We start from the raw sequence: 19,040 nt of genomic DNA on the forward strand, positions 1-19,040 counted from the left end.
GAGTAGCTACTAAAAGAATAGCAAATGTCATCCAGCAATCCCTCTGCAACGCCCTTGTTGGCCACCATCGACGATCCGGCCGCCTTGCGGCAGTTGCAGCGTCCGCAATTGCGGACGCTGGCGGACGAGTTGCGCAACTACCTGTTGCACAGCGTGGCCCGCACGGGTGGGCACCTGAGCTCCAACCTCGGCACTGTGGAGCTGACGGTGGCATTGCATTACGTGTTCAATACGCCGGATGACCGCATCGTTTGGGACGTGGGTCACCAGACCTACCCGCACAAAATTCTGACCGGTCGTCGCGACCGCATGGACAGCCTGCGCCAGTTCGGCGGCTTGTCCGGCTTTCCCCGCCGTGATGAGAGCGAGTACGACACCTTTGGCACTGCCCACTCCAGCACCTCAATTTCCGCCGCACTGGGTATGGCGCTGGCCTCCCGCATCAAGGGGGAAGACCGCTATTCGGTCGCCGTGATCGGCGACGGCGCCATGACTGCCGGCATGGCTTTTGAGGCCCTGAACAACGCAGGTGTCGAGGACTGCCGCTTGCTGGTGATCCTGAATGACAACGACATGAGCATTAGCCCGCCCGTAGGCGCGCTGAACCGCTACCTGGCCCAATTGATGAGTGGTCAGTTTTATGCGGCTGCCAAAAGCGTGGGCAAGAGCGTGCTCAAGGGCGCGCCGCCCCTGTTTGAGCTGGCCAAGCGCCTCGAAGAACAGGCCAAGGGCATGGTGGTGCCGGCCACGCTGTTCGAGAAATTCGGCTTCAACTACATAGGCCCCATCGACGGGCATGACCTCGACTCGCTCATCCCGACGCTGGAGAACATCAAGCAGCTCAAAGGCCCGCAGTTCCTGCATGTGGTGACCAAAAAAGGCCAGGGCTACAAGCTGGCTGAGGCGGACCCGGTGGCCTACCACGGCCCGGGCAAGTTTGACCCCGCCGTGGGGCTGGTGAAATCCACCACGCCTGCCAAAACCACGTTTACCCAAGTATTCGGCCAGTGGTTGTGCGACATGGCGGGCGCTGACGAGCGCTTGGTGGGCATTACTCCAGCCATGCGCGAGGGCTCCGGCATGGTGGAGTTTGAAAAGCGCTTCCCCCAGCGTTACTTCGATGTGGGCATTGCCGAGCAGCACGCAGTGACCTTTGCAGGTGGACTGGCCACCGAGGGTCTCAAGCCGGTGGTGGCGATTTATTCCACCTTCCTGCAGCGTGCCTATGACCAGCTGATCCACGACGTGGCGCTACAAAACTTGCCAGTCGTGTTTGCGCTGGACCGCGCAGGCCTGGTTGGTGCTGACGGAGCCACCCACGCCGGTGCCTATGACATTCCTTTCCTGCGCTGCATTCCCAACATGAGCGTTGCTTGCCCCGCGGATGAAAACGAATGCCGCCAGTTGCTCAGCACTGCATATGCGCAAAACCATCCGGTGGCCGTGCGCTACCCGCGTGGTAGTGGCGCCGGTGTGGAAGTCAGCAGTTCTTTGGAAGGTTTGCCTTTTGGCAAAGGTGAGATCCGCAAGCAGGGTGGCAACATCGCCATAATGGCGTTCGGCACTTTGCTGTATCCGGCGCTAGTGGCTGCTGAAGCATTGGGCGCCACAGTGGTGAATATGCGCTGGGCCAAGCCTTTGGATACCGAGTTGCTGCTGCAAGTGGCGGCCACGCACAGTGCATTGGTGACGGTGGAAGAGGGCGCCACCATGGGAGGCGCAGGCAGCGCAGTTCTCGAAGCGCTGCAGGCAGCCAAGCTGTCCATCCCAGTCCTTCAGCTGGGCTTGGCGGATGAGTTTATTGAGCATGGTGACCCTGCATATCTGCTGCAAATGCAGGGGCTGGATGCCGCCGGCATCCAAGCGTCTGTGCGCCAACGATTCGGCAATTTGCTGACGCACCTCGTGCGCGTCGTGTAAGACTGATGTCAGTCAAGCCCGCAGCTTGCGAGGCTTGGCTTGCAGGAAGCTGAATGCCTGTTGAAAAGAGCCTGTTGCCGAGGGAAAACCCCCACGAGTAGGGTTATTCGCATTCCTACAATCGCGCTTGACTTACACAGTCCTTGATGCGCGGAAGATCTGCGCTTCAAGCTGGTTACAACACAATTACCGGAGAAAAGCGAATGGATCGTCGTTCAATTATCAAAAACGCAGGTATTGCCGGCGTATTGGCTGCCGGTGCAGCTCCCGCAGTTCATGCTCAGGCCGCAGTGCGCTGGCGTCTGGCGTCCAGCTTCCCCAAGGCGCTGGATACGATTTTTGGTGCTGCTGAAATCTTTGCGAAACACGTGAAGGAAATGTCCGGCGGCAAGTTCGAAATTTCCGTCCACGCAGCCGGCGAAATCGCGCCTGCATTCGGCGTGGTGGATGCTGTGCAGCAAGGCTCCCTGGAATGCGCACACACAGCGCCCTACTACTTCTTCGGCAAGAACGAAGCATTTGCTTTGGGTTGCGCTATTCCTTTCGGCCTGAACTCCCGCCAGATGACTGCCTGGATGTACCAAGGTAACGGTTTGAAGTTGATGCGCGAGTTCTACGCCAAGTACAACATGATCAACTTCCCCATGGGTAACACCGGTGCCCAGATGGGCGGTTGGTACCGCAAGGAAATCAAGTCCGTCGCAGACCTGAAGGGCTTGAAATTCCGTACCGGTGGTTTCCCCGGACGCGTGATGGAGAAAATGGGCGTGGTGCCGCAAAACATTCCCGGCGGTGAAATCTACACCGCTCTGGAAAAAGGCACGATTGACGCGGCAGAGTGGATTGGACCTTACGATGACCAGAAGCTCGGCTTCAACAAAGTGGCTCCCTTCTACTACTACCCCGGCTGGTGGGAAGGCGGTCCCCAGTTGGACCTGTTCATCAACCAGAAGGCTTACGACGCGTTGTCTCCTGAGAACAAGGCAATCGTCAACAATGCTGCCGCTTACGCGCACGTGGACATGCAAGCCAAGTACGACGCACGCAACCCCGGCGCATTGAAGCAATTGGTGGGCGGTGGTACCAAGCTGCGTCCCTTCCCCAACGACGTGCTGGTTGCAGCGTTCAAGGCGGCAGAAGAGACATATGCCGAATTGAACGAGAAGAACGAAGACTGGAAGAAGATCTTTGCGGACTACTCCAAGTTCCGCGCAGAGTCCAACCTCTGGTTCCGCTTTACCGAAGCCAAGTTCGATTCCTTCATGCAAGCGCAGAAGCTGTAAACAGCGTTCTCTGCAAGTAAAAAACCGCGCCTCGGCGCGGTTTTTTTTGGTCACTGCTTTTGGAGGGTTTCAGCGTGGATCGCGCACCGCAGCAAGAGCCAATTCCAAGCGTTTGAATTCGTCCAGCATGGCAGGGTCAGCCGCATAGAAGATGAAAAGTTTGCCACCGAAGTTCTTGGTGTAGAAACGTGGGGCAAACAGCCATTCAAAGCCACGGATGCGGATCACCTTGGCATAGGCGAGGTTGTCCAGCTCGAGGCGTTTGGACCACATCCAGGATTGCTCTATCGATGTGCTGGTCAGGCGCGTCGTACCGGTCACCACAAACCAAGCGGTGTAGGCCATGAGCCCCCAAGGCAGCCATAGCCAACTCACCACCGTGGCGCTGGCGAGCCCTTGCTGGGCAAGTTGGTGCATTTGCACGGCCCAGAGTCCGGCAACACTGAGCAACGCAATGGCAATGCATTTGAAGATGACGCTGTAGGCCGCGGCCTCCATGGGTCCTCCGAGGGGGCTGAATTCCAGCTTGGTGGGGCCGTCTGGTTGCACGTTATCTGATTCATTCATAGTGTTCTCCTGCAAATAAAAACCCCGACTCGAGAGTCGGGGTCAGGTCCCTCGTGAAAGGGACAGGTGCTATCGATGGACGCTTATTTCTTGAACAGCTCGTCGAGCTTTTTCTGCTCGTCTTCTTCGGCTTTGGCAGCCGCTTTCGCTGCATCTTCAGACCCTGGCGCCGGAGCTGCTTCACCAGCCTTCAGTTCGGCATTCGGCATAGGCTCTTCCACCGGCATTTCTATCACGACTTTGTCGATATCGATTTCCACCTTTTCGTCCAGGAACATCGTGACCGACTGGGGCACGAAGATCACCACCACCACCAGAATGATCTGCATGATCACCCAGGGGATGGATCCCAAGTAGATGTCGTTGGAAAGAACCGGTTTCGGGATCCGCTTGTCTTTGAACAAACTGTCTGCGATTCCTCGTAAGTAGAAGAGCGCAAATCCGAAGGGGGGATGCATAAAGCTGGTCTGCAGGTTCACGCACAGCAGCACGCCGAACCAGATCAGGTCGATACCCATCTTGTCAGCCACTGGGGCCAGCATGGGCACGATGATGAACGCGATTTCAAAGAAGTCCAGGAAGAACGCCAGGAAGAACACGAAGACGTTGACCACAATCAGGAAGCCAACCTGGCCACCCGGCAAACCGGCCAACAAATGCTCTACCCACTTGTGGCCATCCACACCTTGGAACACCTGGCTGAATACCCGGGATCCGATCAGAATGAACACCACCATGGCTGTCAGGCGCATGGTGCCGGCCATGGCTTCCCAGATCAGGGCAGGTGTCAGACGCTTGGACATGGCGGCCAGAATCAGAGCGCCCACGACGCCCATGGCGCCGGCTTCGGTGGGTGTAGCAATCGCGGTGTCCTGGAAGGGCAGGCCGCCCATGGAACCCAACACAGCAAAAATCAGCAAAGCAGACGGAACGATGCCACGCAAGCATTTGGACCAGAGTGCCCATCCATCGAGAGTGCGTTCAGTGCGGGGGATGCCCGGCAGATAGGAAGGCTTGATACGGGACAGCGCAAAGGTGTAGGCTGCAAACATCAGCACTTGCAGGATGGAGGGGCCCCAAGCGCCCTTGTACATATCACCTACGGGTTTGCCCAACTGGTCGGCCAGCACCACCAATACCAAAGAGGGTGGCACCAACTGCGTGATGGTGCCGGAGGCAGCCAATACGCCTGTGGCATAGCGCATGTTGTAGTTGTACTTCATCATCACCGGCAACGAGATCAGCGCCATGGCGATCACCTGGCCTGCCACGGTGCCGGTAATGGCACCGAGGATGAAGCCCACGATGATGACTGAGTAACCCACGCCGCCGCGCACGGGGCCGAAGAGCTGGCCCATGGAGTCGAGCATGTCTTCAGCAAGACCGCATTTCTCCAGGATAGTGCCCATGAAGGTGAAGAACGGGATCGCCAGCAAAAGCTCATTGCTCAGAATAGAAAACAGCGAGATCGGCAAGGTTCCCATGAAGGCGGCCGGGAACCAGCCCATTTCAATGGCGTAAAAGCCGCTGGCCAAGCCCAAAGCGGCGAGCGAGAAGGCGACCGGGAAGCCGATCAACATAATCACTACGAGGCCCGCAAACATCAGCGGGGGAAAGTGTTCCATTTGCATAAGTGAATCCAGTGTGTCTTGTGGGGTGCGAAATGCTTAAAGCGCTTGGATGCGGCTTATTGCAAAGGTTTTTCGTAATGTGTGTCCATGGCAAATTTGCCCTGGAGGTAGCCCACACGCTTGATGATTTCAGACAAGCCCTGCAGCCACACCATGGCAAAGCCGATAGGCATAGCGAGCACCGCAGGCCAACGGATCAGACCACCTGCGTTCTGCGACATTTCGCCCGACACGTAGATACCCCAGAAGTACTGGAAGGTCAGGTAAGCCAAAAGGCCAATCACGGGCAGCAGAAAGAACACCAGCCCGAAAATGTCGACATAGACAGGACGATTGCCCTTGAGCTTGCCGTAAATCAGGTCGACGCGAACGTGCTCATTGACCTTCAACACGAACGGTGCACCCACCATCACGGTGTAGGCAAACAGGTACCACTGGATTTCAATCCATCCGTTCGAGGTAATGCCGAAGCCGTATCGGATGAAGGCATTTCCCGCGCTGATCAGCGCAGCAAACAGTACAGTCCAAGAGGCAAAAAGGCCCAGCTTTTGGCTGATCCAATCCATGCCTTTGGCAAATTTCAATAGAGCATTCACAAGCAGTCTCCAGTTGGTCTTGTTCGAGCGGAGATGCGGACAGGTATCCGCATTCAACTCCGGCATGGTGCCTGAAAACCCCTGTAAAAAGCCTGACGTAATTCCTTGGTGTTTACCCTTAAGCTTTGAAGGGCGGAGCGCGTTCCCTCAGTCAGAAGCCCGCATGGTGCATGGCGATGTAGGCCGCCGCACCGGCCAGGTAGCCGCACAAGGCCAGCCCGCTGATGCGTTTGAGGTACCAGAGAAAGTCAATCTTCTCCAATCCCATGGCTGCCACGCCGGCCGCAGAGCCGATGATCAGGATGGAGCCCCCGGTGCCCGCGCAATAGGCCATGAATTCCCAAAGAAAGCTGTCGGTGGGGTACTGCGCCAACCCGTACATGCCCATGGAAGCTGCTACCAACGGCACGTTGTCCACGACCGCGCTTACCAGTCCGATCAGCACCACGATCACATCCAATCGCCCCACGGTGGCATCCAGCCAGCGCGCCACTGCCTGAAGAATATGGGTGTGCTCCAGCACAGCAACAGAGAGCAGAATGCCCACAAAAAAGACGATGGAACCCATGTCAATCCGCGTCAGCGCGCGGGCCAATGTCAGGCGCTGCTTACGTAGGTCTTCTTCCTGGCGGTGCACAAGGTCACCCACCAGCCAGACCACACCAAGTCCGAACAGAATGCCCATGAACGGAGGCAAGTGCGTCACGGCCTTGAACACAGGCACCAACACCAGCGTAGACAGGCCCAGATAGAACATCAGGTTGCGCTCGAATGCGCTGGTCTCAAAGCTGTCTTCATCGGGGTTGCGTTCCGGGGCCACCACCGGCCGATGACCCAGCACGCGGGCGGTGATGGTCAGGGGCACCAGCAAATTGAGCGCAGAAGGAATGAACACGCCCTTCATGATTTCCAGTGCAGTGATTTGCCCGCCAATCCACAGCATGGTGGTGGTGACGTCGCCAATGGGGGTCCAGGCGCCGCCCGCATTTGCGGCGATCACGATGATGCCGGCGAAGAACAGGCGGTCGTCACGCCGACCCAGCAGCTTTTTCATCAAGGACACCATCACGATCGTGGTCGTCAGGTTGTCAAGAATCGCACTCAGGAAAAAGGTGACTATGCCCACCATCCACATCAGGGATGAGAGCCGGGTTGTTTTGATGCGGGACGTCAGCACTTCGAAGCCGTTGTGCGCATCCACCACTTCCACGATGGTCATCGCGCCCAACAGAAAAAACACAATCTGGGCCGTACCCATCAAGGATTCGCCCAGCTGCGACTCCAGTGCCGGTACCGCCACGCCCGACATGGCGTACACCGTCCACATCAGGCCCGCGCCCAAGAGGGCCGATGCTGATTTGTTGACCTTCAGCGGATGCTCGAGGGCGATGGCGGCATAGGTCGCGATGAAGATGGCAATCAGCAGGAAAGACATGGGTGCATCCAATGGTGTGCAGGGCTGCTGGTCAGCCAAATCGGCATTTGGCGCCTATAGACTATGCGCGAGCAGCTATGAAAAATGTAGCAGAGCGCATGCCGGCAATCGTCAGCGCCAAAGAGCCCAGCAGATGCACGCCGGCGGTGCCCAGTGCCAACGCATACCGTTGCTGCCCCAGCATGGCGACGACTTCGGCCGAGAAGCTCGAGAAAGTTGTGAGTGCGCCCAGAAAGCCAGTGACTAGCGCAAGGCGCCAGGCCGGGTCCAGCTGCGGCATGGCCTGGAACACGGCAACGCACACACCGATAAGGTAACCACCAATCAGATTGGCTGCCAGCGTGCCCCAGGGCAGCACTGTACCGGCGGTTGCGACCGGGTTGAGCCACAAGCCCAGTTGCCAGCGCGCCAGGGCACCGGCGCAAGCGCCCATACAAATGGCAATCACGGGATGCATTATTTGGACTCCGGTGTGTAGGTCGCACCCTGGACCGTCAGCCCTTGCGCAGAGAACTTGGCGGCAGTGGCGGGCTTGATTCCTTTGACACGTGCCATGAAGTCCGCCCAGCTTTGGAATGGACCCGCCTCGCGGGCCTGCAGTATCCGTGCAGTGCTGCTGGGGCCCAAGCCACGCAAGCCGTCTAGTTGGGCCTCGGTGGCCTCATTGAGTTCGAGTGCTTGGCTTGCCCCGCATGCCAGCAGCGCTGCGCCACAGAGGAGGCGACGGATCGCTGAGCGGGTTGTGGGTGCGTGGGCCTGCGACATCGGTCGGGTCGTTAGGTTGTCAGGCTTTACGGCTGGCCAACCAGTCCACATAGCGGCTGACGCCGGTTTGCACATCCGCAAACTGGTGGTCGCAACCGGTGGCGCGCAAAGCGCTCAGGTCAGCCTGGGTGTAGCACTGGTATTTGCCACGCAAGGCATCGGGGAATGGCACGTATTCCACCAGCCCCTGCTGGGCGATGTCATCCAAGGCCAACGCGGATTCTCCGCGCAGGCGCCGCATGGCGTTGACCACAGAGCTGGCCACATCATTGAACGGCTGCGCGCGGCCGGAACCCAGGTTAAAGATGCCGCTTTGAGCGGGGTTGTCAAAGAACCAGAGGTTCACGGCCACCACATCGTCAATGAACACGAAGTCGCGCATCTGGCCGCCTTGCGGGTAGCCACCGTATTCACCAAAGAGCTTCACTTTGCCTTCGGCATTGAACTGGTTGAACTGGTGGAATGCGACGCTGGCCATGCGACCTTTGTGTTGCTCACGTGGGCCGTACACGTTGAAATAGCGAAAGCCCACGACCTGGTGGGTGCGGCCGGCCTTGGATCGCTCAAAGTTCACACCACACTCGCGGCGCATGCGCTGGTCGAACAGCAGCTTGGAGTAGCCGTAAACATTGAGCGGACCTTCAAAGGCAGGGTCTTCACGGAAGGTGTCAGAGCCGCCATAGGTCGCTGCGCTGGAGGCGTACAAGAGACGTGCGCCACGCTTCTGGCAGGCTTGGAACAAGTGCCAGGACAGCGTGTAGTTGTTGGCCATCATGTATTTGCCGTCCTGCTCCATCGTGTCGCTGCAAGCGCCTTCGTGGAACACGGCTTCCACCTGGCCGTAGTGGCCTGAGGCGAACTCGTCATAGAAGGTGTCCATGTCGACATAGTCGGCAATCTTCAGGTCGACCAGATTGCGGAATTTGTCACCTTGTTTGAGGTCGTCCACCGCAATGATGTCGGTCATGCCGCGGGCATTGAGTCCGGCAATGATGTTGCTGCCAATGAAACCGGCCGCGCCGGTAACCACGATGCGTGTCATGCAAAAAGCTCCTCGTAAGACACCGTGGCGGTGCCGAATTTTCCGACCACAATGCCGCCGGCGCGATTGGCCAGGGGCACAGCTTCGCGCAGGGTCATGCCGGCGCCCACCAAGCTGGCCATGGTGGCAATCACCGTGTCACCTGCGCCGGTGACGTCAAACACCTCGCGCGCTTGTGCGCTGACGTGCAAATGTCCGTCTGCATCAAACAGGGTCATGCCTTCTTCACTTCGGGTCAACAGCACTGCATCCAATTGGAGTTGTTTGCGTAGTGCGTGAACTTTGGCGTGCAGATCGTCTTCACTGGTCCAGGCGCCAATGACTTGTTGCAGTTCGGCGCGGTTGGGGGTGATAACGGTCGCTTGCTGGTAGCGCGAATAGTCGCTGCCCTTGGGGTCAATGAAGATGGGCTTGCCGGCCGCACGGGCACCGGCAATCATGTCGCTCACGTGAGCCAGACCACCCTTGCCGTAGTCGGAAAACAAGATCGCATCGTGCTCGGCCAACAGACGGGTGAAGGAGGCGGTTTGGGTCGCCAGCACTTCGCTCTTGGGGGTGTTTTCAAAGTCGAGTCGGATCAGCTGTTGTTGTCGCCCGATCACCCGCAACTTCACCGTGGTCTTGAGGTCCGCATCCCGCCCGAAGTGGGTGCGTATGCCAGTCTTGGCGACCAGTGCCTCGAGTTTGTGGCTGGCTTCATCATCACCCACCACGGTCAGCAGCGAGGCTTGTGCGCCCAGGGTTGCAGCATTGAAGGCCACATTGGCCGCACCGCCACAGCGCTCTTCCTCGTGGGTTATGCGTACGACCGGCACGGGGGCTTCCGGAGAAATCCTGTCCACCGCGCCATACCAGTAGCGGTCCAGCATGACATCGCCGACCACGAGAACGCGCGATGCCGAGAGTTTGTTTTTGGTCATGCTCATAAAGGGTTCAAAGCTCCTCGACCCGCCGCGCGGGGTAGCTGTCCCAGGCTTGGCAACCGGGGCACTGCCAGAAATGGACTTTGGCTTCAAAGCCGCAGGCTGCGCAGCGGTAGCGGGTCAGTGGTTTGACGGCATGGTCCAGCGCACGCTGGACCTGAGGATGAAAGGCTTCGCGTTCCAGCTTTTCGCCGGCAATCCATTTGGTGGCTGCGACCAGGGAGGGTTCTTTTTCGAGATGGCGGGCATACCAGTCGCGTGCCGTAGGGGTGAGTTCGGTTGTACTGGCCTCCAGGCTCACGACGGCGTCCAGCACATCCAGCGAGGGCACCTCCTGGTAGGTGGCCTTCAGCAGTTCCAATGTCTCAGCGACTTGGCCGGATGCAATTGCACTCTGGGCCAGCAAGGGGGCAATGAGCGGAATGGCGGCAGGCGAGGCATGCAGTGCGTCCGTCAAGACCCGGCAGCTCTGGGCTGCTTGCCCTGACTTCGTTAACAGTGCGGCCATGTCCATGCGGGGGCGCGGAACCTGAGGTGCGCTGTCTATGGCCTGTTGCAGCAGGGACTGGGCACCTGCAGAGTCCGTTTTGGCCATCAGTGTGGCAGCTTGCTCGCAGAGGTAGTGTGCAAGGCGGCCGGTGAAGCTGCCTTGACCGGAGGCTTCGAGCTTGCGAGCGATGCCTGCGGCATGTTCCCAATCGCGTGAGCGTTCATAGTTGGCCAAGAGCGCCAAACGGGCCTGAGCTTCAAATCGGGTGCCTTCGAGCTTCAGCAGGGCTTCTTCGGCACGGTCCAACAGGCCTGCCTTGAGGTAGTCCAAGGCGAGCGCATGTTGGGCCCGGTGCTGGTCGTCCTGACTGAGGTCGCCGCGTGACAGCAGGTGCTGGTGGACGCGCACGGCGCGCTCGTACTCGCCGCGGCGACGAAAGAGGTTGCCCAGTGCAAAGTGCAGCTCTGAGGTGTCGGGGTCGCTTTGTACGGCTTCAATGAAGGCGTCGATGGCCTGATCCTGCTGTTCATTCAGCAGAAAGTTCAAACCCTTGAAATAGGCCTTGGGTGCCTGGCGGTTTTCGATGCGCAGTTGTCGCAAGTCGAGACGCGACGCCAGCCAGCCCAGCACAAAGGCCAGCAGCAGGCTGATCAGCAAAAGGGAAATATCAAAGTCCATGCGGGGGCGCTATCGGGGAAGCGTTGGTTTCAGCGGCCAGCGTGGCACGTGCGGAGTCGGCATCAGATCGGGCGCGGCGTGCGGCTTTGCGGTGTCGCCACCAGCGGGGCACCATCCCCAGCACTCCAATCAGCAGGCCTGCAGCAAATGCGCTCAGGACTACCAGCACCATGGGCGCCGTCCAGCGGGTGCCGAAGAAAAAGTGCACCGTGACGTCACCCTGGTTGTTCAGGGCGAAGGCGAACAGGGTAAAAAAAATGGCCGCTTTAAGTAGCCACTTAAAGAGCCATGCGATCTGTTTCATTCATCTCCTCGTTGTCGAGGGATTCTACTCAGGGTTTTGCCTTGGATTCCAGCTCCGCAGTGCGCGTGTCCACCGCTTCACGTAAAGCTTTTCCGGGCTTGAAATGAGGTACCCGCTTTTCGGGAATGGCCACGCTTTCGCCGCTGCGGGGATTGCGTCCCATGCGGGGAGGGCGACGGTTGATGGAGAAGCTGCCGAAACCGCGGATTTCAATGCGGTGGCCACGGACCAGTGCGTCATTCATGGCATCCAGAATGGCCTTCACGGCGAACTCGGCGTCGCGGTGGGTCAGCTGGCTGAAACGGTTGGCCAGTTCTTCAACGAGGTCGGAGCGAGTCATGGCAAGGAGCAATGGTTGGGGTAAGAAAAAACGACCGGTGCAGTCAAGCAACCGGTCGTTCAATCAGGTCAGCAACAACAGATTAGTTGTTGTTGTCCAGCTTGGCACGCAACAAAGCGCCCAGGCTGGTAGTACCGGCGGAGCCAGTGTTCTGATTCAGGGATTGCATGGCTTCGTTTTGGTCAGCCATGTCCTTGGCCTTGATGGACAACTGGATGTTGCGGGTCTTGCGATCCACGTTCACCACCACAGCAGTCACTTCGTCGCCTTCTTTCAGCACGTTGCGAGCGTCTTCAACGCGGTCGCGGCTGATTTCGGAAGCACGCAGGTAGCCCAGAATGTCGTCGCCCAGATCGATTTCAGCGCCCTTGGCGTCCACGGTCTTGACCTTACCGGTAACGGTCTGGCCCTTGTCGTTCACGGACACGAAAGTGGTGAAAGGATCGGAATCCAACTGCTTGATACCCAAGGAGATGCGCTCGCGGTCCACGTCCACGGCCAACACGATAGCTTCAACTTCTTGGCCCTTCTTGAATTCGCGCACGGCGGTTTCGCCGGATTCGTTCCAAGACAGGTCAGACAGGTGCACCAAGCCGTCGATACCGGCAGCCAGACCCACGAACACGCCGAAGTCGGTGATGGACTTGATCGGGCCCTTCACGCGGTCGCCGCGCTTGGTGTTCTGGGCAAATTCTTGCCAAGGATTGGCCTTGCACTGCTTCATGCCCAAGGAGATACGACGCTTGTCTTCGTCGATTTCCAGAACCATGACTTCGACTTCGTCACCCAGGGCAACGATCTTCGAAGGAGCCACGTTCTTGTTGGTCCAGTCCATTTCGGACACGTGCACCAAACCTTCGATTCCGGGTTCGAGTTCCACAAACGCGCCGTAGTCGGCGATGTTGGTGATCTTGCCGAACATGCGGGTACCTTGGGGGTAACGGCGGTTCACGCCCATCCATGGGTCGTCGCCCATTTGCTTCAGACCCAGAGACACGCGGTTCTTTTCGGTGTCGAACTTCAGGATCTTGGCGGTGATTTCCTGACCGGCAGTCACCACTTCGGAGGGGTGACGGACGCGGCGCCATGCCATGTCAGTGATGTGCAACAGGCCGTCGATACCGCCCAGGTCCACGAACGCACCGTATTCGGTGATGTTCTTGACCACGCCTTGCACCACAGAACCTTCTTTGAGGGTGTGCATCAGCTTGGCGCGCTCTTCGCCCATGGAAGCTTCCACCACAGCGCGGCGGCTCAGCACCACGTTGTTGCGCTTGCGGTCCAGCTTGATAACCTTGAATTCCAAGGTCTTGTTTTCGTACGGAGACAGGTCCTTGGTAGGACGTGTATCGACCAAGGAACCGGGCAGGAATGCGCGGATGCCGTTGACCAGAACGGTCAGACCGCCCTTGACCTTGCCGGAAGTGGTACCGGTCACGAATTCGCCGGATTCCAGGGCCTTTTCCAGGCTCATCCAGGAAGCCAGACGCTTGGCCTTGTCACGGGACAGGATGGTGTCGCCGTAGCCGTTTTCCACGGAGTCGATAGCCACAGACACGAAGTCGCCTACTTGGACTTCGATTTCGCCCTTGTCGCTCTTGAATTCTTCGATTGGCACGTAGGCTTCAGACTTGAGGCCGGCGTTGACAACGACGAAGCTGTGCTCGATGCGGACGACTTCAGCGGTGATCACTTCACCGGTGCGCATTTCCGAGCGTTGTAGCGATTCTTCAAATAGGGCTGCGAAAGATTCAGACATGAGTTTTGCGGTTGGTACCGCGGGGTTAAGTTGTTGAACCCCACAGCTTCTGGTGTGAACCGGTGCGCTGACGCGCGAGGGAAGCAATGGGGGCCAGGTTGCTTTTCAGGCCGGGGCTAGAAAGGCTGTTTGCTCTGCCACCAGTCCAGCACGGTTTGAACAGACGCTTCGACTGTCAAATCCGAGTTATCAAGCAACAAGGCATCTTGCGCAGGCTTCAGGGGGGCAACAGTCCGGGAGGAGTCCCGGGCGTCGCGCGCCTCCAAGTCAGCACGAAGACCGTCGAGTGTAGCGGGAATTCCCTTTGAAATCAACTGCTTATGGCGACGCTCCGCACGGCAGGCCGCGCTGGCCGTCAAATAGACCTTCAAAGGGGCTTCCGGGAAGATGGCCGTGCCCATGTCGCGGCCATCGGCAACCAGGCCCGGAAGCTTGCGGAAATTGCGCTGCAAATCAACCAAAGCGGCACGAACGGCCGGGAACGCAGACACTTTGGATGCGTTCATGCCGGCTTCTTCGGTGCGAATCGCGTCGCTCACATCTTCGTCGGCCAGCCAGATGTGGCTGCCTTCAAAGTGAATAGGCAGGCTTTGCAGCAGGGCTACGATAGCCGCTTCATTGGCCGCTTCCAATGCTATGCCTGCACGGCTGGCCGCCAGGCCGGTAATGCGGTAGAGCGAGCCGGAGTCCAGAAAGTGGTAACCCAATTTTTCTGCCAGAACCGCAGCCAAGGTACCTTTGCCGGAGGCCGTGGGGCCATCGACGCAGATCACCGGAATGTTCCCTGTATCTGCCGTGGCCACCGAAAAGAGAGCTTCAAAGTAATCCGGGAATGTTTTGGCTACGCACTTGGGGTCTTCAATCCGCACCGGCACTTGGGCGGGGTTGAAAGCAGCCAATGAGAAGCACATGGCTACGCGGTGGTCGTCATAGGTATGGATGCTCGCAGCTTTCCAGTCGGCAATACCGGCCGGAGGCGTGACTTGGATGTAGTCCTGACCTTCGACGACGGTGGCGCCCAACTTGCGCAGCTCGGTGGCCATTGCGGCAATCCGGTCAGTTTCCTTCACGCGCCAGCTGGCAATGTTGCGCAGGGTGGTGGTGCCATCGGCATAAAGTGCCATGACCGCCAACGTCATGGCGGCGTCGGGGATGTGGTTGCAATCCAGGTCGATCGCTTTGAGTGGCCACGCCCCGCGCTGAATGTGCAGCCAGTTCGGGCCGCCGTCGATCTTTGCACCCATGGCCTGTGCGGCTTCCATGAAGCGGATGTCGCCCTGGATGGAGTCGGCGCCTACACCTTGAATTTTGATGCCATTGTGGCCATTGGCGCCCGTGGATAGTGCGCCAAGCGCTATGAAATAGCTAGCGCTGGAGGCATCGGCCTCGACATGGATGTCACCTGGCGAACGCAACTGGGCACCCGCTGGAATGGTGAACCGCTCCCAGTCATCACGCCGGACCTTCACGCCAAAGCGTGCCAAGAGATTCAGGGTGATTTCAATGTAGGGGCGGGAAATCAGTTCGCCCACCACCTCAATCACGATGTCTTTGGAGGCCACCAGCGGCAGCGCCATCAGCAGGGCTGTCAGGAACTGGCTGGAGACATCGCCACGCACCTTGATGGGTGCGTCGAGCTGCAAGGCTGGCGTGCCCAGCTTCAATGGCGGGTACCCCTCGTTGCCCAAATAGTCAATGGCGCACCCCAGCTGGCGCAAAGCGTCCACCAGGTCGCCAATGGGCCGCTCGTGCATGCGGGGCACGCCGCTGAGTTCAAAGTCGCCTCCGACCACCGCGAGTGCGGCGGTCAATGGGCGCATGGCAGTACCTGCATTGCCAAGGAACAGTTGGGCCGAGCCGTTGGGCAACTTCCCGCCCAAACCGGTGATCTTGACGATGGCGCCCGACTGCTCTACCGCACATCCCAAGGTACGCAGTGCGATCAGCATCACGCGGGTGTCGTCTGAGTCCAGCAGGTCGTGGATGGTCGTGGTGCCCTCGCTCATGGCGGCGAGCAGCAGCACGCGGTTGGAAATGCTTTTGGAGCCGGGAAGCGTGACCGCGCCAGCGGCGTGGGCCAAGGGTGGCAGGTCGAGAAATGCGGTGGAGAACATTATTTGTTGAGCTTGGTCGCCATGGTCCAGTTGGCGCGCGTGTTGCTGGCTTGTTCGATCAGGCCCTCCAGCGCGTCGCCGTTGCCACTGGAAATCATCAGCTCCATGGCTTGCAGGGTGCGTTGAAAAACTTTGCTTTGCGCCAACAGTTCTTCGCGGTTGGAAATCATGATGTCGCGCCAGATTTTGGGGTCACCTGCAGCGATGCGTGTGAAGTCCCGGAAGCCCGGTCCGGCCAGCGACAAGTAGTCTTGGCCCTGCGGTTGGCTGGTGATCCCGTTCATGAGCGCAAAGGCAATCAAATGGGGCAAGTGGCTCACCGCCGCAAAAGCGGCATCGTGCTGCTCGGGCGACATTTTCAGCACCCGGCAGCCGAGTGCGGTCCAGACATCGACGGCCTTTTGCAGTTGCACAGTCAGTGTGCGTTCAATCGGGGTCAAGATGATTTGCTTGCCGGCGTACAGGTCGGGGTCGGCGTGCTCCACCCCCGAGAGTTCTTTGCCTGCAATAGGGTGGGCCGGCACGAAGGACCCGATGTGCTCACGCAGGCCGCGGCGGCCGGCATCGATCACGTCGCGCTTGGTGGAGCCCACATCCATGATCAGCATGCTGGGGGTGACCAGATGTTTGATGGCTTTGAAAGTAGCTTCAGTGGCAGACACGGGCACCGCGATCAAAACAATGTCGGCGCCAGACACCGCCAACAGCGCAGAGGGGGCTTCGATGTCGATCACACCCATCTGCCGGGCACGCTCGGTAGTGGAGGGCGATTTGCTGTAGCCGACGACGCGCTTTACCAGCCCTGCGCGCTTGAGCGCCAGGGCGAAGGAGCCGCCCATCAAACCGCAACCAATCAGACCGAGTTGTTCAAACATAGTGGGTGTCCTGCAGTCCGCTCAGTCTGCCAAAGGGTAGGTGCCCAGCACCTTGTAGAAGGCACACAGACCGGCAAGATCCTTCAGCGCAGCGGCCACATGGGGCTGCGAAGGGTGACCCTGCAAATCGATGTAGAAGTAGTACTCCCATTGGCCACTGCGGGCCGGGCGGGATTCAAAGCGTGTCATGGATACGCCGTGTTGTTTGAGGGGCACCAGCATGTCGTGGACCGCGCCCGGCTTGTTGGGCACCGAAACCACCAGGCTGGTGCAGTCCTTGCCTGACGCTTGCGGCGCCGGCAGCACGCTGGGCAGGCACACCACGACAAAACGGGTGCGGTTGAACGCCTCGTCTTGGATGGCATGTGCCGCCGTATGCAGGCCGAACTCGGACCCCGCACGTTCGCTCGCAATGCCCGCCCAAGCGGGGTTGGAGGCCGCCAAGCGTGCGCCCTCGGCGTTGCTGGAGACGGCCCGCCGCTCGGCATGGGGCAAATGGGTGCTGAGCCATTGCTGGCATTGCGCCAAGGCTTGCGGGTGCGCGAGCACCACTTCAATGCCTTCCAACGAGGCGGTAGTGCGCAGCAAATGGTGGCGCACCAGCAGGCTGATTTCGCCCACGATGTGCAGCGGGGAATTCAGCAGCAAATCGAGCGAGCGCGTGACGACGCCCTCGGTGCTGTTTTCAACGGGTACCACGCCAAACTCGGCAGAGCCAGCGGTCGCGGCGTGGAACACCTCGTCAAAGTTGGCGCAGGGCACATGGGTGATGCTGGAGCCGAAGAAGCGCAGTGCAGCTTCTTCACTGAACGTGCCTTTGGGGCCGAGATAGGCCACGCGTTGCGGTGCTTCCAGCGCCCGGCAGGCAGACATGATTTCGCGCCAGATCACGGCGACGCTGCTGTTCTTGAGCGCGCCATCGTTGGCAGACTGCAGCGTCTGGATGACCTGTGCTTCACGCTCGGGGCGGAAGACCGCGGAGCCCTCTACTTTTTTGATTTCACCGACTTCGTGCGCCAAGGCAGCACGGCGGTTCAGCAGGGTGAGGAGCTCGATGTCCAAGGCGTCAATCAGGACGCGGAGTTCAGGAAGTGTTCGTGCCATGTGTGCCTCAGCCGTGGGTTCGCTCGAACTCGCGCAGGTACGCCACCAGCGCCTGCACGCCTTCCAGCGGGATGGCGTTGTAAATGCTGGCGCGCATACCGCCCACCGACTTGTGGCCTTTGAGCTGCAGCAAGCCCGCTTCTTTGGCGCCGGCCAGGAATGCATCGTTCAGGCTTTCATTGCGCAGGAAGAAGGGCACATTCATGCGGGAGCGGGCATTGCGTGCCACGCCGTTGATATAGAAGCCGGATGCGTCGATGGTCTCGTAAAGCAACTCGGCCTTGGCGATGTTGCGGGCTTCCATTGCGGCGACCCCTGTAAGCCCATTCTCACCTTGGCGCTTGAGCCACTTGAACACCAATCCCGCCATGTAAATGGAGTACGTGGGCGGGGTGTTGTACATGGAGCCGTTGTCGGCCACAGTTTTGTAGTCAAACGCGCTGGGGCAAACGCTCTGGGCATGGCCCAGCAGGTCTTCACGCACCACCACCAAGGTCAAGCCTGCAGGGCCCAGGTTTTTCTGGGCGCCGCCAAAGGCCAGGCCCACGCGGCTCCAGTCCACCGGGCGGGATGCGACATGGGAGGAAAAGTCAATCACCAGCTCGGCTTTAGACCCCAGCGCCTTCAGGTCGGGCAGGCTCTGGAACTCGATGCCGTTGATGGTTTCGTTGCTGCAGATGTGCACATAGCTGGCCTCATCGCGCAGCTCCCAGCTGGCTGCAGGAGGAATGGCGGTAAAGCCATCGGCCTTGCCCGTAGCGGCTAAGTGGGCGCTGCAGTATTTGCCCGCTTCCTTGAGCGACTTTTCACTCCAGCTACCGGTGACCACGAAGTCCGCGGCACCGTTGCTACCGTTGGCACGCAGGGGGCTCAGGTTCAAGGGCACGATGGCATTTTCGGCCAGACCCCCGCCCTGCATGAACAGGATCTTGAAGTTCGCAGGCACCGCCAGCAACTCACGCAAGTCAGCTTCTGCAGCCTCATAGATGCTCAGGAACTCTTTGCCACGGTGGCTCATTTCCATCACGCCCATGCCGCTGAGACGGCCGTTGGCATCGGGCCAGTTCAGCATTTCAGCAGCGGCTTGTTCCAACACTTCGGCTGGCATGGCGGCCGGTCCGGCCGAGAAGTTGTAGGGTCGTTGCATCAGTGGCTTTTGGGATGAAATCGTGCTTTGGCGCCTATGGAGTGTGCGGGAGTAGCTATCAAAATGA

General features: G+C 59.2%; 18 protein-coding genes. 2 read left to right on the forward strand and 16 right to left on the reverse strand.

Translation table 11 applies throughout. The features are described from left to right. Positions 1 to 24 precede the first annotated feature (24 nt). Positions 25 to 1,920, forward strand: a complete 1,896-nt coding sequence (dxs, locus tag AEP_RS19615) for a 1-deoxy-D-xylulose-5-phosphate synthase (RefSeq protein ID WP_087496950.1) — start codon at positions 25 to 27, stop codon at positions 1,918 to 1,920. Positions 1,921 to 2,123: 203 nt separating this feature from the next. After that, on the forward strand, positions 2,124 to 3,203 hold the full coding sequence (locus AEP_RS19620) for a TRAP transporter substrate-binding protein (protein WP_087496951.1): 1,080 nt from the start codon (positions 2,124 to 2,126) through the stop codon (positions 3,201 to 3,203). 69 nt (positions 3,204 to 3,272) lie between these two features. Here AEP_RS19620 and AEP_RS19625 read toward each other — a convergent pair whose 3' ends face one another. From AEP_RS19625 to serC, 16 genes are all read right to left on the reverse strand, one after another. Further along, positions 3,273 to 3,770 (reverse strand): hypothetical protein, encoded by a 498-nt coding sequence (locus AEP_RS19625; protein ID WP_087496952.1) that lies wholly within the window; start codon positions 3,768 to 3,770, stop codon positions 3,273 to 3,275. A gap of 83 nt (positions 3,771 to 3,853) precedes the next feature. Next, entirely contained in the window at positions 3,854 to 5,401 is a 1,548-nt protein-coding gene (locus AEP_RS19630) for a TRAP transporter large permease (protein ID WP_087496953.1), read from the reverse strand. A 56-nt stretch (positions 5,402 to 5,457) separates the two neighbouring features. Beyond that, the gene (locus AEP_RS19635) at positions 5,458 to 5,997 is read right to left on the reverse strand and encodes a TRAP transporter small permease subunit (protein ID WP_087496954.1); all 540 of its coding nucleotides are present in this window, start codon (positions 5,995 to 5,997) and stop codon (positions 5,458 to 5,460) included. A gap of 151 nt (positions 5,998 to 6,148) precedes the next feature. Continuing rightward, positions 6,149 to 7,432 carry a sodium:proton antiporter NhaD gene (gene nhaD / locus AEP_RS19640; protein ID WP_087496955.1) on the reverse strand — a complete coding sequence of 428 codons (1,284 nt, stop codon included), beginning with the start codon at positions 7,430 to 7,432 and terminating at the stop codon, positions 6,149 to 6,151. Between the two features lie 61 nt (positions 7,433 to 7,493). Next, positions 7,494 to 7,889: a fluoride efflux transporter CrcB gene (crcB, locus tag AEP_RS19645; protein WP_087496956.1), complete on the reverse strand. Its 396-nt coding sequence runs from the start codon at positions 7,887 to 7,889 to the stop codon at positions 7,494 to 7,496. After that, entirely contained in the window at positions 7,889 to 8,197 is a 309-nt protein-coding gene (locus tag AEP_RS19650; protein ID WP_087496957.1) for a ComEA family DNA-binding protein, read from the reverse strand. Before AEP_RS19650 ends, crcB begins: the two co-directional genes overlap by 1 nt. A 19-nt stretch (positions 8,198 to 8,216) precedes the next feature. Beyond that, on the reverse strand, positions 8,217 to 9,239 hold the full coding sequence (rfaD, locus tag AEP_RS19655; protein ID WP_087496958.1) for an ADP-glyceromanno-heptose 6-epimerase: 1,023 nt from the start codon (positions 9,237 to 9,239) through the stop codon (positions 8,217 to 8,219). Continuing rightward, the gene (gene rfaE1, locus AEP_RS19660) at positions 9,236 to 10,165 is read right to left on the reverse strand and encodes a D-glycero-beta-D-manno-heptose-7-phosphate kinase (protein WP_087496959.1); all 930 of its coding nucleotides are present in this window, start codon (positions 10,163 to 10,165) and stop codon (positions 9,236 to 9,238) included. The genes rfaD and rfaE1 overlap by 4 nt, the downstream gene beginning before the upstream one ends. A 7-nt stretch (positions 10,166 to 10,172) precedes the next feature. Next, positions 10,173 to 11,330: a lipopolysaccharide assembly protein LapB gene (gene lapB / locus AEP_RS19665; RefSeq protein ID WP_087496960.1), complete on the reverse strand. Its 1,158-nt coding sequence runs from the start codon at positions 11,328 to 11,330 to the stop codon at positions 10,173 to 10,175. Continuing rightward, positions 11,320 to 11,634 (reverse strand): LapA family protein, encoded by a 315-nt coding sequence (locus AEP_RS19670; protein ID WP_087496961.1) that lies wholly within the window; start codon positions 11,632 to 11,634, stop codon positions 11,320 to 11,322. The genes lapB and AEP_RS19670 overlap by 11 nt, the downstream gene beginning before the upstream one ends. 28 nt (positions 11,635 to 11,662) lie before the next feature. Further along, a complete protein-coding gene (locus AEP_RS19675; protein WP_087497444.1) occupies positions 11,663 to 11,974 on the reverse strand; it encodes an integration host factor subunit beta in 312 nt (103 codons plus the stop codon). 82 nt (positions 11,975 to 12,056) lie between these two features. Further along, positions 12,057 to 13,733: a 30S ribosomal protein S1 gene (rpsA, locus tag AEP_RS19680; protein ID WP_087496962.1), complete on the reverse strand. Its 1,677-nt coding sequence runs from the start codon at positions 13,731 to 13,733 to the stop codon at positions 12,057 to 12,059. Between the two features lie 116 nt (positions 13,734 to 13,849). Beyond that, positions 13,850 to 15,847 carry a bifunctional 3-phosphoshikimate 1-carboxyvinyltransferase/cytidylate kinase gene (locus AEP_RS19685; protein WP_087496963.1) on the reverse strand — a complete coding sequence of 666 codons (1,998 nt, stop codon included), beginning with the start codon at positions 15,845 to 15,847 and terminating at the stop codon, positions 13,850 to 13,852. Continuing rightward, positions 15,847 to 16,722 (reverse strand): prephenate dehydrogenase, encoded by an 876-nt coding sequence (locus tag AEP_RS19690; protein WP_087496964.1) that lies wholly within the window; start codon positions 16,720 to 16,722, stop codon positions 15,847 to 15,849. The genes AEP_RS19685 and AEP_RS19690 overlap by 1 nt, the downstream gene beginning before the upstream one ends. Before the next feature lie 21 nt (positions 16,723 to 16,743). Further along, positions 16,744 to 17,826 carry a prephenate dehydratase gene (gene pheA / locus AEP_RS19695; RefSeq protein WP_087496965.1) on the reverse strand — a complete coding sequence of 361 codons (1,083 nt, stop codon included), beginning with the start codon at positions 17,824 to 17,826 and terminating at the stop codon, positions 16,744 to 16,746. A 7-nt stretch (positions 17,827 to 17,833) separates the two neighbouring features. Beyond that, positions 17,834 to 18,973, reverse strand: a complete 1,140-nt coding sequence (gene serC, locus AEP_RS19700) for a 3-phosphoserine/phosphohydroxythreonine transaminase (protein WP_087496966.1) — start codon at positions 18,971 to 18,973, stop codon at positions 17,834 to 17,836. Between the last annotated feature and the right edge of the window lie 67 nt (positions 18,974 to 19,040).

Origin of the sequence: Curvibacter sp. AEP1-3 (genome assembly GCF_002163715.1) — a bacterium.
Lineage (GTDB): Bacteria > Pseudomonadota > Gammaproteobacteria > Burkholderiales > Burkholderiaceae_C > Allorhodoferax.

Excerpts from the sequence above, each read along its gene's own strand:
- rfaE1 (WP_087496959.1), bottom strand. The coding sequence starts at position 10,165 with ATGAGCATGACCAAAAACAAACTCTCGGCATCGCGCGTTCTCGTGGTC.
- AEP_RS19625 (WP_087496952.1), bottom strand. The coding sequence starts at position 3,770 with ATGAATGAATCAGATAACGTGCAACCAGACGGCCCCACCAAGCTGGAA.
- nhaD (WP_087496955.1), bottom strand. The coding sequence starts at position 7,432 with ATGTCTTTCCTGCTGATTGCCATCTTCATCGCGACCTATGCCGCCATC.
- lapB (WP_087496960.1), bottom strand. The coding sequence starts at position 11,330 with ATGGACTTTGATATTTCCCTTTTGCTGATCAGCCTGCTGCTGGCCTTT.
- AEP_RS19630 (WP_087496953.1), bottom strand. The coding sequence starts at position 5,401 with ATGCAAATGGAACACTTTCCCCCGCTGATGTTTGCGGGCCTCGTAGTG.
- crcB (WP_087496956.1), bottom strand. The coding sequence starts at position 7,889 with ATGCATCCCGTGATTGCCATTTGTATGGGCGCTTGCGCCGGTGCCCTG.
- AEP_RS19690 (WP_087496964.1), bottom strand. The coding sequence starts at position 16,722 with ATGTTTGAACAACTCGGTCTGATTGGTTGCGGTTTGATGGGCGGCTCC.
- AEP_RS19685 (WP_087496963.1), bottom strand. The coding sequence starts at position 15,847 with ATGTTCTCCACCGCATTTCTCGACCTGCCACCCTTGGCCCACGCCGCT.
- AEP_RS19675 (WP_087497444.1), bottom strand. The coding sequence starts at position 11,974 with ATGACTCGCTCCGACCTCGTTGAAGAACTGGCCAACCGTTTCAGCCAG.
- AEP_RS19670 (WP_087496961.1), bottom strand. The coding sequence starts at position 11,634 with ATGAAACAGATCGCATGGCTCTTTAAGTGGCTACTTAAAGCGGCCATT.
- rfaD (WP_087496958.1), bottom strand. The coding sequence starts at position 9,239 with ATGACACGCATCGTGGTTACCGGCGCGGCCGGTTTCATTGGCAGCAAC.
- serC (WP_087496966.1), bottom strand. The coding sequence starts at position 18,973 with ATGCAACGACCCTACAACTTCTCGGCCGGACCGGCCGCCATGCCAGCC.
- rpsA (WP_087496962.1), bottom strand. The coding sequence starts at position 13,733 with ATGTCTGAATCTTTCGCAGCCCTATTTGAAGAATCGCTACAACGCTCG.
- AEP_RS19650 (WP_087496957.1), bottom strand. The coding sequence starts at position 8,197 with ATGTCGCAGGCCCACGCACCCACAACCCGCTCAGCGATCCGTCGCCTC.
- AEP_RS19620 (WP_087496951.1), top strand. The coding sequence starts at position 2,124 with ATGGATCGTCGTTCAATTATCAAAAACGCAGGTATTGCCGGCGTATTG.
- pheA (WP_087496965.1), bottom strand. The coding sequence starts at position 17,826 with ATGGCACGAACACTTCCTGAACTCCGCGTCCTGATTGACGCCTTGGAC.
- dxs (WP_087496950.1), top strand. The coding sequence starts at position 25 with ATGTCATCCAGCAATCCCTCTGCAACGCCCTTGTTGGCCACCATCGAC.